At 60.0% G+C, this 15463-nt stretch carries 14 protein-coding genes; 3 read left to right on the top strand and 11 right to left on the bottom strand.

Translation table 11 applies throughout. The features are described from left to right. Positions 1–6 precede the first annotated feature (6 nt). From rpoD to rpsU, 3 genes are all read right to left on the bottom strand, one after another. A complete protein-coding gene (rpoD, locus tag HX815_RS06525; RefSeq protein ID WP_003211014.1) occupies positions 7–1857 on the bottom strand; it encodes an RNA polymerase sigma factor RpoD in 1851 nt (616 codons plus the stop codon). A gap of 67 nt (positions 1858–1924) precedes the next feature. Beyond that, positions 1925–3886: a DNA primase gene (gene dnaG, locus HX815_RS06520; RefSeq protein ID WP_003211012.1), complete on the bottom strand. Its 1962-nt coding sequence runs from the start codon at positions 3884–3886 to the stop codon at positions 1925–1927. 445 nt (positions 3887–4331) lie between these two features. After that, a complete protein-coding gene (gene rpsU, locus HX815_RS06515) occupies positions 4332–4547 on the bottom strand; it encodes a 30S ribosomal protein S21 (RefSeq protein WP_002551877.1) in 216 nt (71 codons plus the stop codon). A gap of 203 nt (positions 4548–4750) precedes the next feature. Between rpsU and tsaD the strand changes: the two genes are divergently transcribed. Beyond that, positions 4751–5776 (top strand): tRNA (adenosine(37)-N6)-threonylcarbamoyltransferase complex transferase subunit TsaD, encoded by a 1026-nt coding sequence (tsaD, locus tag HX815_RS06510; RefSeq protein WP_087694726.1) that lies wholly within the window; start codon positions 4751–4753, stop codon positions 5774–5776. A 33-nt stretch (positions 5777–5809) separates the two neighbouring features. On the opposite strand, the gene plsY is transcribed toward tsaD, so the two are convergent. After that, positions 5810–6379 carry a glycerol-3-phosphate 1-O-acyltransferase PlsY gene (gene plsY / locus HX815_RS06505; protein WP_003211009.1) on the bottom strand — a complete coding sequence of 190 codons (570 nt, stop codon included), beginning with the start codon at positions 6377–6379 and terminating at the stop codon, positions 5810–5812. A gap of 74 nt (positions 6380–6453) precedes the next feature. Here plsY and folB point away from each other — a divergent pair, with 74 nt between their 5' ends. Together folB and folK are read left to right on the top strand one after the other, a co-directional pair. Beyond that, positions 6454–6807, top strand: coding sequence for a dihydroneopterin aldolase (gene folB, locus HX815_RS06500; protein ID WP_003211007.1), 354 nt, complete (start codon positions 6454–6456; stop codon positions 6805–6807). Then, on the top strand, positions 6798–7316 hold the full coding sequence (gene folK, locus HX815_RS06495; protein WP_177027971.1) for a 2-amino-4-hydroxy-6-hydroxymethyldihydropteridine diphosphokinase: 519 nt from the start codon (positions 6798–6800) through the stop codon (positions 7314–7316). Before folB ends, folK begins: the two co-directional genes overlap by 10 nt. Here the strand turns inward: folK and HX815_RS06490 are convergent. From HX815_RS06490 to apaG, 7 genes are all read right to left on the bottom strand, one after another. Next, positions 7286–8521, bottom strand: coding sequence for a multifunctional CCA addition/repair protein (locus HX815_RS06490; protein ID WP_177027970.1), 1236 nt, complete (start codon positions 8519–8521; stop codon positions 7286–7288). The genes folK and HX815_RS06490 overlap by 31 nt on opposite strands. A 63-nt stretch (positions 8522–8584) precedes the next feature. Then, on the bottom strand, positions 8585–10147 hold the full coding sequence (locus HX815_RS06485) for a SpoVR family protein (RefSeq protein ID WP_003211001.1): 1563 nt from the start codon (positions 10145–10147) through the stop codon (positions 8585–8587). Further along, positions 10144–11415, bottom strand: a complete 1272-nt coding sequence (locus tag HX815_RS06480; RefSeq protein WP_003211000.1) for a YeaH/YhbH family protein — start codon at positions 11413–11415, stop codon at positions 10144–10146. The genes HX815_RS06485 and HX815_RS06480 overlap by 4 nt, the downstream gene beginning before the upstream one ends. Positions 11416–11541: 126 nt before the next feature. Next, complete coding sequence (locus tag HX815_RS06475; RefSeq protein WP_003210999.1) at positions 11542–13464, bottom strand: PrkA family serine protein kinase; 1923 nt, start codon at positions 13462–13464, stop codon at positions 11542–11544. Positions 13465–13749: 285 nt separating this feature from the next. After that, positions 13750–14079 (bottom strand): thiosulfate sulfurtransferase GlpE, encoded by a 330-nt coding sequence (gene glpE / locus HX815_RS06470; RefSeq protein ID WP_008434417.1) that lies wholly within the window; start codon positions 14077–14079, stop codon positions 13750–13752. Positions 14080–14112: 33 nt separating this feature from the next. Beyond that, entirely contained in the window at positions 14113–14964 is an 852-nt protein-coding gene (locus tag HX815_RS06465; RefSeq protein ID WP_003210997.1) for a symmetrical bis(5'-nucleosyl)-tetraphosphatase, read from the bottom strand. After that, on the bottom strand, positions 14964–15344 hold the full coding sequence (gene apaG / locus HX815_RS06460; RefSeq protein ID WP_003210996.1) for a Co2+/Mg2+ efflux protein ApaG: 381 nt from the start codon (positions 15342–15344) through the stop codon (positions 14964–14966). The genes HX815_RS06465 and apaG overlap by 1 nt, the downstream gene beginning before the upstream one ends. Positions 15345–15463: the final 119 nt, after the last annotated feature.

Below are 15463 nucleotides of genomic sequence, written 5' to 3'. Positions count from 1 at the left end.
TTGTGATCACTCGTCGAGGAAGGAGCGCAAATGCTCGCTTCTCGTCGGGTGGCGCAGCTTGCGCAGCGCCTTGGCTTCGATCTGACGAATCCGCTCACGGGTAACGTCGAACTGCTTACCAACCTCCTCAAGGGTGTGGTCGGTATTCATGTCGATGCCGAAGCGCATGCGCAGTACCTTGGCTTCACGGGCAGTGAGGCCGGACAGTACGTCGCGAGTCGCTTCTTTCAGGCTCTCAACGGTAGCAACATCGATTGGCGACTGCATGGTCGAGTCTTCGATGAAGTCACCCAGATGGGAGTCTTCGTCATCACCGATCGGGGTTTCCATGGAGATCGGCTCTTTAGCGATCTTCAATACCTTGCGGATTTTATCCTCAGGCATTTCCATGCGTTCGCCCAACTCTTCCGGGGTCGGTTCGCGACCCATTTCCTGCAACATCTGCCGGGAAATACGGTTGAGCTTGTTGATCGTCTCGATCATGTGCACCGGAATACGGATGGTGCGGGCCTGGTCGGCGATCGAGCGAGTGATCGCCTGACGGATCCACCAGGTGGCATAAGTCGAGAACTTGTAGCCGCGACGGTATTCGAACTTGTCCACCGCTTTCATCAAGCCGATGTTGCCTTCCTGGATCAGATCGAGGAATTGCAGGCCACGGTTGGTGTACTTCTTGGCGATGGAGATCACCAGACGCAAGTTCGCTTCAACCATCTCTTTCTTCGCGCGGCGGGCCTTGGCCTCACCGATCGACATGCGACGGTTGATGTCCTTGATCTCGGCAATCGTCAGACCGGTTTCGGTCTGCAATGCAGTCAGCTTCTGCTGGCAACGAACGATGTCGGCCTGGAAGCGACCAATGGCTTCAGCGTATTTGCTTTTGCCTTTGGCCAGTGCGTCGGTCCAGCTTTCGTCGACTTCGTTGCCCGGGAACTGGCGCAGGAAGTCGGCACGCGGCATGCGCGCATCACGGACACAGAGCTGCATGATCGCACGCTCTTGTGCACGCAGACGCTCAAGGGCGCTACGAACCCGCTCAACCAGGCCTTCGAATTGCTTCGGTACCAGTTTGATCGGCATGAAGAGTTCAGCCAGGGCCAGCAATTCAGCAGTTGCCTGCTTGCTGCCGCGACCGTGCTTCTTCAGGGCCTTGCGAGCCAGTTCCATCTGATCGGAGACCGCGCCAAAGCGCTGGGCTGCGATGATCGGATCCGGACCGCTTTCGACTTCTTCTTCGTCATCGGTGCTGGCTTCAGCTTCGTCGTCGTCGGTGTCGTCGTCTGCTTTCGCAGCCTTGGCATCGATCGGTGGTGGAATTTCAGCCGCAGGTGGCGCAATGCCGTCGTCCGGGTCGATATAACCGCTCAGGACGTCGGACAGGCGGCCACCTTCGGTGGTGACGCGAGTGTACTCGGAGAGAATGTGGTCAACCGTGCCTGGGAAGTGCGCGATTGCGCCCATCACTTCACGGATGCCCTCTTCGATACGCTTGGCGATTTCGATTTCGCCTTCACGTGTCAGCAGCTCTACCGTACCCATTTCGCGCATATACATGCGCACAGGGTCAGTCGTGCGACCGATGTCGGTCTCGACCGCTGCCAACGCGGCGGCTGCTTCTTCAGCGGCTGCCTCGTCGGTATCGGCGTCGGCCAACATAAGGGCGTCCGCATCCGGAGCACTCTCGTGTACGGGGATCCCCATGTCATTAATCATGCGGATGATGTCTTCCACCTGCTCTGGATCTGAAATATCCTCAGGCAGGTGGTCGTTGACCTCTGCGTAAGTCAGATACTTCTGCTCACGACCAAGGGTGATCAACTCTTTGATACGAGACTGCTGTTGCGCTTTTCCGGACATAACACCCTATCCACTGAAGGTCTTGGCGGGCAAAAAACAAGCCGAGGATTATACCCGAGCTATGACCTCACACGCCAGCTGAGGTCGGGTTTGATGCGGAAACATTGCGACTTAAAAGGTCGCGCAGTTGATTTTTCTCTTCGGCGGTCAATTCACTCTGACGCGCTTTTCGAAGAAGTTGTTCCAGGTTTCGCTCGCGTTGACGAGCTACCAAGCTAGTAATGGTGTCGAAAAACTGTTGTTCAAGGTTATCGCCATCAATCAGCCATTCCTTTTCTGCCAATGCCTTCAGCAAACGGCCCTGTTCGGTGCCGTGCCAGCGTGCAATCAGCTGGAATGAGTTTAGCTTAGGATTCTTCTGTACGGCTTCGAGCAGGGCCACCAACAGTTGCGTATTGGTGTGGTCTTCGGCCGCAAAGTGCCCCGCATCCTCGACTTTTTGTGCCAGTTGCGGGTGGTGCAAAAGTGTACGCAGGGCTGCCATGGTGGGCGGCTCTACTGCTGCTGGGACGCGTGGGCCGCGCGGTTCGTCACGGTCACCGCCACGTTTGCCGTTTTTGTCCCAGGGTTTCTTGTCCCATTTCTTGCCGCCGGCGCCGGGTTTCTTCGGTGTCCACTCCTGCTGGGGCGTGTAGGCCTCCTGCGGTTGGTGGAAGTCGGAATAGTCCGGCATGGCGTCGTAATCCATGCCCGGGTCGTAGGCCGGCGGCGCCTCTTGCGGCGCGCTGCGGGCCAGCTGGCTGACGGCCTCGCCACTCAAGCCGGTGATTTCCAGCAGGCGCTGGCGCATCAGGGTCCGCAGGTTGGCGCCCGGAACCTTGTCGATCAGCGGGGCCGCGAGGGTGACCATGTGGGCCTTGCCTTCGAGGGAGCGCGGGTCGGACTCTTCGGTCAGTTGCTGGAAAAAGTAATCGGCCAGCGGTTGTGCGTGTTGGTTGATGCGCGCGCGGAACGCGTCGGTGCCTTCGGAGCGGACCAGGGTGTCCGGGTCTTCGCCTTCGGGCAGGAACAGGAAGCGTGCGCGCCGCCCGTCCTGCAGGCTCGACAGGGTCGACTCAAGGGCACGCCACGCTGCGTTGCGGCCGGCCTGGTCGCCGTCGAAGCAGAACAGTACGTTGGGCACCACGCGAAACAGGCGCTTCAAGTGCTCTTCGCTGGTCGCGGTGCCCAGGGTCGCCACGGCGTTGCGCAAACCTTGCTGGGCCAGGGCAATCACGTCCATATAGCCTTCAACCACGATGATTTCGTCGAGGTTGCGGTTGTTCTTGCGCGCCTCAAACAGGCCGTAGAGTTCCTGGCCTTTATGAAACACCGGGGTTTCCGGTGAGTTCAGGTATTTGGGCTTGTCGTCCCCCAGCACCCGGCCGCCGAACGCGATGATGCGGCCGCGGCTGTCGCGGATCGGGAACATCACGCGGTCGCGGAAGCGGTCATAACGCTTGCCGGTCTCGGCGTTTTCCACCAACAGGCCGGCGTCGATCATGGCTTTTTGCTGCAGGGTGTCGCTGCTCAGGTGCTTGTACAGGTTGTCCCAGCCCGGCGGGGCGAAGCCGAGGCCGAAGTCGCGGGCGATTTCACCGGTCAGGCCGCGGCCCTTGAGGTAATCGACGGCGGCTTTGCGCTGCGGGTGGCTTTTCAGTGCCTGGCGGTAAAAGTCGGCAGCAGCGGTAAGCAGCGGGTACAGCGGCGAATCGGTGGGTTGCCGCGGTTTGTGCGGGCGGCCACTTTCTTCGCGGGGGATTTCCATGCCGGCGGCTTTCGCCAGTTCCTCGACGGCCTGGGGGAAGTCCAGGTTGTCGTGGTCCATGATGAAGCCGAGGGCGTTGCCGCCAGCGCCGCAGCCGAAGCAGTAGTAGAACTGCTTGTCGGGGCTGACGCTGAACGACGGAGTCTTTTCCTTGTGGAACGGGCAGCAGGCGGTGTAGTTCTTGCCGGCCTTTTTCATCTGCAGGCGCGAGCTGACAACATCGACGATGTCGGTGCGGTTCAGAAGGTCGTCAATAAAGCTCTGGGGAATTAGCCCGGCCATGGCGTTCTCGTCATCACTGCGTGTAAAAGAGGGCCCGCAAAGTGCTCAAGGCGCGCGTGTTGTGCGGCTCGATCTACTGTCGTCTGCTTGGTCTGTCAGGAAGTGTATCTGCCGAACATTCACTGACGTTAGTTCCGATCAGTGCCCGGCGTAGAAATGTTGCCCGGGAGTCCGGTCTTGGCCATGTGGGGGCCTCGGAAGCTCATCGGTGGGCGCAGCCGACCTGTTGATCGCCTGTTAAAAAATAAGTGTGCTCGTCAGTAGCCTTGTTAGGCTCGTCAGAAGAGACGTGCACCGCTGGCAAAAGAGCCAGTCCTGACGTGTGAAGCAGTTCGTTTCAGTCGCGTGTGCGGCGTCAACGGTGAAGCATCAAGCGATATCCGAAAATGCCAACAGCCCGGCTGAGGGCCGGGCTTGGCAGAAGCTTGCTACGAACGTCTGTGTATTAGTACAGACGAACGGCGCGGCGCTGCTCGCGCTGAACTTTCTTGGCGTGACGCTTAACAGCGGCTGCTGCTTTACGCTTACGCTCAGAAGTTGGCTTCTCGTAAAATTCGCGGCTACGAACTTCAGCCAGAACACCGGCTTTTTCGCAGGAGCGCTTGAAACGACGCAGAGCTACGTCGAAGGGTTCGTTCTCTTTTACTTTGACGGCTGGCATCCAGAGCTACCTTCTTTCATTACCGGGAATCAACGTTCTCGTCGCAAAAAATTCGCGGCTGAGGTCGTCGGTTTTTAAGGGTTGCGGATGTTAACCCCTCATTGCCCGGAATGCAAAGCCTCTGATCGAAAACCGCTAGTCGGGAGGGGGAGTGGCGACTATTATGCGCGCCTTCGAATTCAGCCTCTACAAGGCGCAAACCCATGCTAGTTCTGGGATTAGAAACCTCGTGCGACGAAACCGGTGTCGCACTTTACGACAGTGAACGCGGGCTTTTGGCCGACGCACTGTTCAGTCAGATCGACCTGCATCGCGCCTATGGCGGCGTGGTGCCGGAGCTGGCCAGCCGTGATCATGTGAAACGCATGCTGCCATTGATTCGCCAGGTGTTGGACGAGGCCGGCTGCGTGCCGACCGAGATCGACGCCATTGCCTATACCGCCGGCCCCGGATTGGTCGGAGCCCTGCTGGTTGGGGCCTCTTGCGCCCAGGCGCTGGCATTTGCCTGGGGCATTCCGGCCCTTGGTGTGCACCACATGGAAGGCCATTTACTGGCACCGATGCTGGAAGAAAACCCGCCAGCGTTCCCGTTCGTCGCTTTGTTGGTTTCAGGCGGCCATACGCAGCTGGTTCAGGTCGACGGAATCGGTCAATACACGCTGCTGGGCGAAAGCCTGGACGACGCTGCCGGTGAAGCTTTCGACAAGACTGCGAAGATGATGGGCCTTAATTATCCGGGCGGCCCGGAAATCGCCCGCTTGGCAGAAAAAGGCGTTCCGGGGCGCTATACCTTCCCGCGCCCGATGTGCGATCGCCCTGGCCTGATGTTCAGCTTCAGCGGCTTGAAAACCTCTGCCCTGAACACCTGGCAGCAGAGCGTCAGCGCCGGAGACGACAGTGAGCAAGCCCGTTGCGACATCTCGCTGGCGTTCCAGCAGGCCGTGGTGGAGACTTTGACCATCAAGTGCAAGCGGGCCCTGAAGCAGGCGGGCATGAAGCGCCTGGTGATCGCGGGCGGCGTCAGCGCGAACAAGGCGCTGCGCAGCTCCTTGGAGAAAATGCTCGGCGACATGAAGGGCGACGTGTTTTATGCGCGTCCCGAATTCTGCACCGACAACGGTGCGATGATCGCCTATGCCGGTTGCCAGCGTTTGCAGGCCGGGCAGCATGAAAGCCTGGCAATCAGCGTGCAGGCGCGCTGGCCGATGGAGCAGTTGCCGCCGCTGTAACGGGCGAACGTGAGCCGGGTTCACCGGGCGTATTTAAAAATGCCGTTCGCGCCCGGCAAACAGGTCGCGTAAATTGCCCCGGTGGCGCCAGACGATCAGCAGCGTGAGCACGCTCATCGGCACCAGCGCCTCCGGTTCCTGCCACGCCAGCAACGGCAGGGTCAGGGGCGTGGCGATGAGGGCGGCCAGCGAGCTGGTGCGTGTCAGGTAGAACGTCAGCAGCCAGGCCAGGATGGCCAGCAGCGCCGCCGGTGGGTAGATCCCCAGCAGCATGCCGGCCGCCGTCGCAACGCCTTTGCCGCCGCGAAAGCGAAAGTACAGCGGGAACAGGTGGCCGAGCACCGCGCAGACGCCGATCCAGGCTTGCTGTTGCAGCGACAGCCCGGCGAGATCGGCGATCAGCACCGGCAGCAGGCCCTTGCAGACGTCGCCGAACAGCGTGAGTACGGCGAGTTTCTTGCCGGCCAGGCGCAACATATTGGTGGCGCCGGCATTGCCTGAGCCACTCATTCGCGGGTCGGGATTTCCCGTCAGGCGGCTGAGCAAAATGGCGAAGGACAGCGAGCCGAGCAGGTAGGCGAGAGTCGCCAGTAACCAAAACATGCTAACTATTCCGGGCGAGGACGCCCTGATTCTAACGGGGCATCGCGCCCTTGTCGTGCAGCGGAGAAGAGTGCTTGGACAGAGTGTTTATCGAAGGCCTGGAAGTCGACACCGTGATCGGGGCCTACGACTGGGAGCGCGGTATCCGGCAATGCCTGCGTCTGGACCTGAGCTTCGCCTGGGATAACCGCCCGGCCGCTGCCGGTGATGACCTGACCCTGGCGCTGGATTACGCGAGCGTGTCCGCGCGGATCCAGGCCTTTGCCGAGCAGGCGCAATTCCAGCTGGTGGAAACCTTCGCCGAGCGCCTGGCTGAAGTGTTGATGAGTGAGTTCCAGATTCCCTGGCTGCACCTCAAACTGACCAAGCCCGGCGCCGTACCGGCCGCCAAGGGTGTGGGCGTGGAGATCGAGCGCGGATGTCGCTAACTCAGGTTTACCTTGGTCTTGGCAGTAACATCGAGCGTGAGGCCCATTTGCACGCTGGCCTTGATGCGCTGGCGGGTTTCCTGACGCAGATGCGCTGTTCGCCGGTGTTTGAAAGCCAGCCTGTGGGCATAAAGAGCGGGCCATTCTTCAATCTGGTGGTGTCGGCGTATACCGACCTGCCGTTGATGGAACTGGACCGCCGGCTGAAATTCATCGAGGCCGACAATGGCCGCTACGCCCCGGATCGCAAGGGCTTGCCGCTGGACATCGACGTGCTGCTGTATGGCGAGCTGGTGGGTAACTTCGATGGCCTGATCCTGCCCCGGGCCGAAATCCTGAAGAACGCGTTTGTGCTGTGGCCGCTGTCGTTGATGGCGCCGCAGCGTGTGCATCCTGAGGTGGGCAAGTCATTTGCCGCGCTGTGGCAGGATGCACACATTGACCAGGTACTGGGGCCGGTCGCGTTCGAATGGCGGGATCAGCCGTTGACGCCGGACTCGCTCTTGTAGGCTTTTAGCGCCTTGAGCCGTTCGCGTTTCAGCGCTTCGCCCAGTTCGGGACCTTTGTAGCCTTGTTCCAGTAGCGGTGCGACGGCCACACCTCTGGCCGCCAGCGCCGCACCGCGCAAATAATCGGCTTGTGGATAACTTCTCTGCTCAAGGCCCTTGCGCCCGCGGGCGTCCATCTCGCATGCCACCACAAACTCTTCAAAGCGTTGCGGGCGACGGTAAACGTCGAAGCTTTGCAGCAACTCCAGCAATGTCGAGGGCCTCAGCTCCAGTGCGCGGTGGCCGTGGGTGTGATATTCGCCCACCAGCAACGCCAACTCCTGGCAATCCCTTGGCACCTTGAAGCGTTCGTTCATCGCCTTGATCAGCTTCACGCCGCGTTGCTCATGAGCGATGTGCTGCGGCAACTTATCCACAGGCGTGAGCCCCTTGCCCAGATCGTGCAGCAGGCACGCCCAGCGGACGGTCAACGGTTGGGCATGGATGGCTGCCTGTTCCAGCACGCTCAATGTGTGCACGCCGGTATCGATTTCGGGGTGATGGGCCTCGGGTTGCGGCACGCCAAACAGTGTGTCGATTTCCGGCATCAGGGTTTTCAGGGCGCCGCAATCGCGCAGCACCTGGATAAACACCTGTGGCTGGTTTTCCATCAATGCGCGGGAAATCTCCTTCCAACTGCGTTCGGGCGTCAAGGCTTCCAGTTCGCCCGACGCGCTGAGTTCGCGCATCAGTTCCAGGGTTTCGGGCGCTACCGTAAAGCCGAGGCCGGCATAGCGCGCGGCAAAGCGGGCAACGCGCAGGACACGCAGTGGATCTTCGGCAAACGCCGGGGAAACGTGACGCAGAATGCGTGCGTCCAGATCTTGCTGGCCGTGATAAGGGTCGGTCAGGTTGCCCGCGTCATCCTCGGCCATGGCGTTGATGGTCAGGTCGCGGCGGATCAGGTCTTCTTCCAGGGTAACTTCGGGGCTGGCGTGAAACACAAAGCCGCCATAACCCCGGCCGCTCTTGCGCTCCGTGCGGGCGAGGGCGTACTCGTCACCATTTTTCGGGTCAAGAAATACCGGGAAGTCCGAACCCACAGGCTTGTAGCCCAGGGCGAGCATTTCTTCAGTGGTAGCGCCGACTACGACACGGTCGATATCGGTAACGGGGATGCCCAGCAGGCGATCACGTACCGCACCACCGACTTTGTAGATTTGCATGAAAAAGCCTCCATTAGCGGCACAGGATAACGCCTGCGGCCCGCCAATGGAGGCTTTGCCGTTTCACAGATGCACGACTGCCAGGTCCAGGCGGCCGTAATCGTTATCGCCGTGTTCGTTGCGGGGCGGAACGTGGTGGGTTTTCATGACCTGGTCGCCTTGCAGCGTCTCCAGGTGGATATCGAACCCCCACAGCCGGTGCAGGTGCTTGAGAACCTCCTCAGTGGACTCTCCCAGCGGTTTGCGGTCGTGCTGCTGGTGGCGCAGGGTCAGCGAGCGGTCGCCGCGTACGTCGATGCTGTAGATCTGCACATTGGGTTCGCGGTTGCCCAGGTTGTACTGCGCCGCGAGGGTTTCGCGGATGGTGCGGTAACCCGGCTCGTCATGAATGGCGGGCACCAGCAAATCGTCCTTGAGGTCGTCGTCCATGATGCTGAACAGCTTGAGGTCTCGAATCACCTGGGGGGACAGGTACTGCAGGATGAAGCTCTCATCCTTGAAGCTGCTCATGGCGAACTTGATGGTCGACAGCCAATCGCTGCCGGCAATCTCCGGGAACCAGCGGCGGTCTTCTTCGGTAGGGTGCTCGCACATGCGCCGGATATCGCGGTACATCGCAAAGCCCAATGCATACGGGTTGATACCGCTGTAGTAGGGGCTGTCGAAGCCCGGCTGGAAGACCACGCTGGTGTGGGACGTCAGGAACTCCATCATGAAACCGTCGGTGACCAGGCCTTCGTCATACAGGTCGTTCATCAGGGTGTAGTGCCAGAACGTGGCCCAGCCTTCGTTCATCACCTGGGTCTGGCGTTGTGGGTAGAAATACTGGGCAATCTTGCGCACGATCCGCACGATTTCCCGCTGCCAGGGCTCCAGCAATGGCGCGTGCTTTTCGATGAAATACAGGATGTTTTCCTGAGGTTCGGCGGGGAAGCGCGCATTGTCCTTGTCGTTGTTCTTGCCGGCGCGTTTGGGAATGGTGCGCCACAGGTCGTTGATCTGCTTTTGCAGATGCTCTTCACGGTCCTTCTGGCGCAGCCGTTCTTCTTCGGCGGAAATCGGATACGGGCGTTTGTAGCGGTCGACGCCGTAGTTCATCAGGGCATGGCAGGAGTCCAGCAGGTCTTCCACCGCGTCGATGCCGTGGCGCTCCTCGCACTGCATGATGTACTGCTTGGCGAATACCAGGTAATCGATGATCGAGCTGGCATCGGTCCAGGTGCGGAACAGGTAGTTACCCTTGAAGAAGCTGTTATGCCCGTAGCACGCGTGGGCCACCACCAGCGCCTGCATGCAGATGGTGTTTTCTTCCATCAGGTAGGCGATGCACGGGTCGGAGTTGATGACGATTTCGTAGGCCAGGCCCATCTGGCCGCGGGTGTAGGACTTTTCAGTGCTGAGGAAGTGTTTGCCGTAGGACCAGTGGTGATAGCCCAGGGGCATGCCCACGGACGCATAGGCATCCATCATCTGTTCGGCGGTGATCACTTCGATCTGGTTGGGGTAGGTATCCAGGGCATAACCCGCCGCGATGCGGCTGATTTCCCGGTCATAGGCCTGGATCAGTTCGAAGGTCCATTCGGACCCCGTGGATATGGGTTGGCGCTTATGCTCTTTGGCGGTCATGTCACTAACCTGCGCTGGAAGAGTTCACGGAAGACCGGATAGATATCGCCGGCCGAGACCAATTGTTGCTGGGCGAAGGTGTCAGCGAAGGCTTCGCTGATGCGCTCGTATTCGAACCACAGGGCCTGATGCTCGCGCGGGGTGATTTCGACGTAGGTGTAGTACTGCACGAACGGCATGATCTGGTTGATCAGGATGTCGCGGCAGATCGGCGAGTCGTCGTTCCAGTTGTCGCCGTCGGAAGCCTGGGCGGCGTAGATGTTCCACTCGTTGGCCGGATAGCGTTCGGCCATGATTTCCTGCATCAGCTTCAAGGCGCTGGAGACGATGGTGCCGCCGGTTTCCCGCGAGTAGAAGAATTCCTCCTCGTCGACTTCCCTGGCGCTGGTGTGATGGCGGATGAACACCACATCGATCTTGTCGTAGTTACGCTTGAGAAACAGGTACAGCAGGATGAAGAAGCGCTTGGCGATGTCCTTGGTCGCCTGGGTCATGGAGCCGGACACGTCCATCAGGCAGAACATCACCGCCTTGGAACTGGGATTGGGTTGCTTGACCAGCAGGTTGTACTTCAGGTCGAAGGTGTCGAGAAACGGCACGCGATGGATTCGCGCGCTGAGTTTGGCGATTTCGGCTTCAATTTCCTGGATATCGCCGAAGTTGTCCGGCTCTTCGCGTTTCAGGCGTTCCAGTTCCGCCTTGGCATCCCGCAGTTTTGCCCGGCTGCTGCCAGACAAGGCGATACGTCGCGCATGGGCCGAGCGCAGGGTGCGGATGATGTTGATCCGTGACGGGTTGCCTTCGTTGCTGATCCCGGCACGCACGGTCTTGAAGGTGTCGGTACCGGTCAGGTTGCGTTTGACCAGGTTGGGCAGTTCCAGGTCTTCGAACATGAACTCCAGGAACTCTTCCTGGGTGATCTGGAACACGAACTCATCCATGCCTTCGCCGGAGTTACCGGCCTTGCCCGGGCCTTTGCCGCCCGCGCCGCCCTGGGGCCGCTGGATATGTTCGCCGCTGGTGAATTCCTTGTTGCCGGGATGCACGACGGTCTGTTTGCCGCCCCGGCCGTGGTGCAGCACCGGTTCATCGATGTCGCGTCCGGGGATGCTGATCTGTTCGCCATGCTCCATATCGGTGATGGAACGGCGGCTGACGGCCTCTTCGACGGCCTTTTTGATGTGGTCACGGTAACGCCGCAGGAACCGCTGGCGGTTTACCGTGCTCTTGTTCTTGCCATTGAGACGTCGGTCGATCACATAGCTCATGTAGGAGCCCTCCGGGCAGCTTCAAGTTACAAGCTTCAAGCGGCAAGCTGGAAGCTTAAAGACAAGCGGTCGATTGCCAGGCTGTCCGGCGTACCGGAAGCCTGGCATTGCACGCTTGTCGCTGCCTTACTGCGATTTGCGGACCCGCAGGTACCACTCGGAGAGCAGTCGTACCTGTTTGTCGGTGTAGCCACGCTCGACCATGCGAGTGACGAAGTCGTTGTGTTTTTGCTGATCCTCCTTGCTGGCCTTGGCGTTGAAGCTGATGACCGGCAGCAGATCCTCGGTGTTGGAGAACATTTTCTTCTCGATGACCACCCGCAGCTTCTCGTAGCTGAGCCAGGTAGGGTTCTTGCCGTTGTTGTTGGCCCGGGCGCGCAGCACGAAGTTGACGATTTCGTTGCGGAAATCCTTCGGATTGCTGATGCCGGCGGGTTTTTCGATCTTTTCCAGTTCCTCGTTGAGGGCTACGCGGTTGAGAATCTCGCCGGTTTCCGGGTCGCGGTATTCCTGGTCCTGGATCCAGAAGTCTGCGTACAGCACATAGCGGTCGAAGATGTTCTGGCCGTATTCGCTGTAGGACTCCAGGTACGCGGTCTGGATTTCCTTGCCGATGAACTCGATGTAGCGCGGTGCCAGGTATTCCTTGAGGAAGCGCAGATAGCGCTCGCGGGTTTCAGCCTGGAATTGTTCCTGTTCGATCTGCTGTTCCAGCACGTAGAGCAGGTGCACCGGGTTGGCGGCGATTTCGTGCGGGTCGAAGTTGAAGACCTTTGACAGGATCTTGAACGCAAAACGTGTCGACAGGCCGTTCATGCCCTCATCCACGCCGGCGGTGTCGCGGTATTCCTGGATCGACTTGGCCTTCGGATCGGTGTCCTTGAGGTTTTCGCCGTCATACACGCGCATCTTCGAGTAGATGTTGGAGTTTTCCGGCTCCTTGAGGCGCGACAACACGGTGAACTGGGCCAGCATCTTCAGGGTGTCAGGCGCGCAATGAGCCTTGGCCAGGGAACTGTTGAACAGCAGCTTGTCGTAAATCTTGATTTCATCGCTGACCCGCAGGCAGTACGGCACCTTGACGATATAGATCCGGTCGATGAAGGCTTCGTTGTTCTTGTTGTTGCGGAAGGTGTGCCATTCCGATTCGTTGGAGTGGGCCAGCAGGATCCCGGTGAATGGAATCGCCCCCAGGCCTTCGGTGCTGTTGTAGTTACCTTCCTGTGTCGCGGTGAGCAGTGGGTGCAGCACCTTGATCGGTGCCTTGAACATCTCCACGAACTCCATCAGACCCTGGTTGGCCCGGCACAGTGCGCCCGAGTAGCTGTAGGCATCGGCGTCGTTCTGCGGGAATTCTTCGAGTTTGCGGATATCGACCTTGCCCACCAGTGCCGAGATGTCCTGGTTGTTCTCGTCACCCGGTTCGGTCTTGGCCACGGCAATCTGGTTGAGGATCGAGGGATAGAGCTTCACCACCCGGAACTGGCTGATGTCGCCGCCGAACTCGGCCAGGCGCTTGGTCGCCCAGGGCGACATGATGGTATTGAGATAGCGCCGTGGAATGCCGAAGTCTTCTTCGAGGATCGCGCCATCTTCCGTGGCGTTGAACAGCCCCAGGGGCGACTCGAACACCGGTGAGCCCTTGATGGCGTAGAACGGCACCTTCTCGATCAGTTGTTTGAGTTTTTCGGCCAGGGACGACTTGCCGCCGCCGACGGGGCCGAGCAGGTAGAGGATCTGTTTCTTCTCTTCCAGGCCTTGGGCGGCATGGCGGAAATACGAGACGATCTGGTCAATGCATTCTTCCATACCGTGGAAGTCTTCAAAGGCCGGGTAGCGACGGATCACCTTGTTCGAGAAAATCCGCGACAAGCGCGAATTGGCTGCGGTGTCCACCAGCTCCGGCTCGCCGATCGCCAACAGCAGGCGTTCAGCGGCAGACGCGTAGGCGCTGCGGTCCTTTTTGCACAGTTCGAGATACTCCTGAAGCGAGAGCTCTTCCTGGCGGGTGGACTCGAAGCGTTGTTGGAAGTGGCTAAAAATACTCATGACGTCGTCACCTCGCTCGATACGTGGAGCCGACGCCGGATCAATCAGTCGATGCTGGCAGCCATTGGTGGACACCAATGGCCGTTTTCCCCCCAGAACACCCTGAAACGCTACCGATGACCCGCACGCCGGTGTACCGGCTCTCCCCTGTTTTGGATGGCCTGCGCTTAAGGATAGTTCGGAATCCGGGAGGTCAAGGCGCGATACGAAATTAGTTTGGCCGCGCCGTTCGTCAGAAACGGCGCGAGGCCAAGCGTCACGCGGGATAGCGGGGTTTGAAAAAAATTATTGCGCGTCGCCTGCGGCAATTTCTGCAGGATAGGTCGCACGCCATAGCTCAAAGCCACCGTCGAGGCTATAGACGTCGGAGAAACCCTGGCTCACCAGGTAGGCGGCCGCGCTTTGGCTGGAGTTGCCGTGGTAGCACGCGACGATGACCGGCGCGTCGAGGTCGGCGGCGCGGATGAAGTCGGCGATGTTGTGGTTGTCCAGGTGCTGGGCACCACTGATGTGGGCGGCGTTGTAGGTCGGCTGGTCGCGGATGTCGACAACCACCGCGCCTTGCTCGCGCAGGGCCTGGGCTTGCTCGGGAGGGATACGTTTGAATTCAGTCATGGCGGGCTCCTTTGGCCTGTATGAAAGCGCGGCTCAGCGCTTTGCCGCGGCCTGCAGTTGTTCGGGAACGGGGGAGTCGCACTGGCAGCTCGAGCGCTCGCCGGTGTCGATGTTCATCAGGGTCATGGCGCCGCCCCATACGCAGCCGGTGTCGAGGGCGAACACGCCAGGTTCATCACACTTGCCTTCCAGGGCTGCCCAGTGGCCGAAGATGATCTTCGTTTCACGGGTCTTGCGCTCCTTGTGGGCGAACCAGGGCTTGTAGCCGGGGAGGGCGGTGTCGGCGCCTTCCTTGCTCTTGAGGTCCAGCTTGCCTTCGGCGGTGCAGAAACGCATGCGGGTGAAGTAGTTGGTGATCACCCGCAGGCGCGCGACGCCGGTCAGTTCGTTGTCCCACTTAACGGGTTCGTTGCCGTACATGCCATCCAGGTAAGCGGTGTACAGGTTGTCATCGGCCAGGGCTGCTTCGACTTCACTCGCGCACTTGAGGGCTTTCTTCAGCGTCCACTGGGGTGGAATGCCGGCATGCACCAAGGCGGTGTCGCGGCTCTCGTCGTAGTGCATGAGTTTTTGCCTGCGCAGCCAGTCAAGCAGCTCGGTGCGATCCGGCGCTTCGAGGATTTCCCGCAGGGTATCGCCCTTTTTCAGGCGCTCGATGTTATTGCCGGCGGCCAGCAAGTGCAGGTCATGGTTGCCCAGTACGCACACCAGGGAGTCGCGCATGCCATAAAGGAAGCGCAGGGTTTCCAGGGATTGCGGGCCACGGTTGACCAGGTCGCCCACCAGCCACAGGCGATCCTTGGCCGGGTCAAAGGCCACACGCTCGAGCAGGCACTTGAGCGGTTCCAGGCAGCCTTGCAGGTCGCCGACGGCATACGTCGCCATCAGTGCAGGGCTCCAGGCACCGCGAGACGGAACGGGGCGATGATGGCGTCGAAGTGTTTGCCGTCGTCGGCGAGCATCTGGTAGCTGCCTTGCATGTTGCCGACGCGGGAGGTCATGACAGTGCCGCTGCTGTAGGTGTGGCTCTTTCCTGGGGCGATCAGCGGTTGTTGGCCGACCACGCCGGCGCCGCGGACTTCCTCGACCTGGCCGTCACCGTCGGTGATGACCCAGTGGCGCGACAGCAGCTTGGCAGGCAGCTCGCCGTTGTTTTGCACGGTAATGGTGTAGGCGAACGCAAAGCGGTTCTGCTCGGGTTGCGATTGTTCCGCCAGAAAGCGGGTGACGACGCTGACGTCGATCTGATAACGAGGATCGGACATGCAAGAGGCCTTAAAAGCAAAAGCGGGGGAACAGCGGATGCCGGTCAGTCTAGGCCCGTAGGCGCTGGCTTGCCAGCGATGGCGATCGTGAGTGCGCCATCGCCGGCAAGCCGGCTCCT

The organism is Pseudomonas sp. E6002 (assembly GCF_013385565.1).
GTDB lineage: Bacteria > Pseudomonadota > Gammaproteobacteria > Pseudomonadales > Pseudomonadaceae > Aquipseudomonas.
Note: the sequence above shows the minus strand (reverse complement) of the source record. Positions and strands in the feature narration are given on the sequence as shown.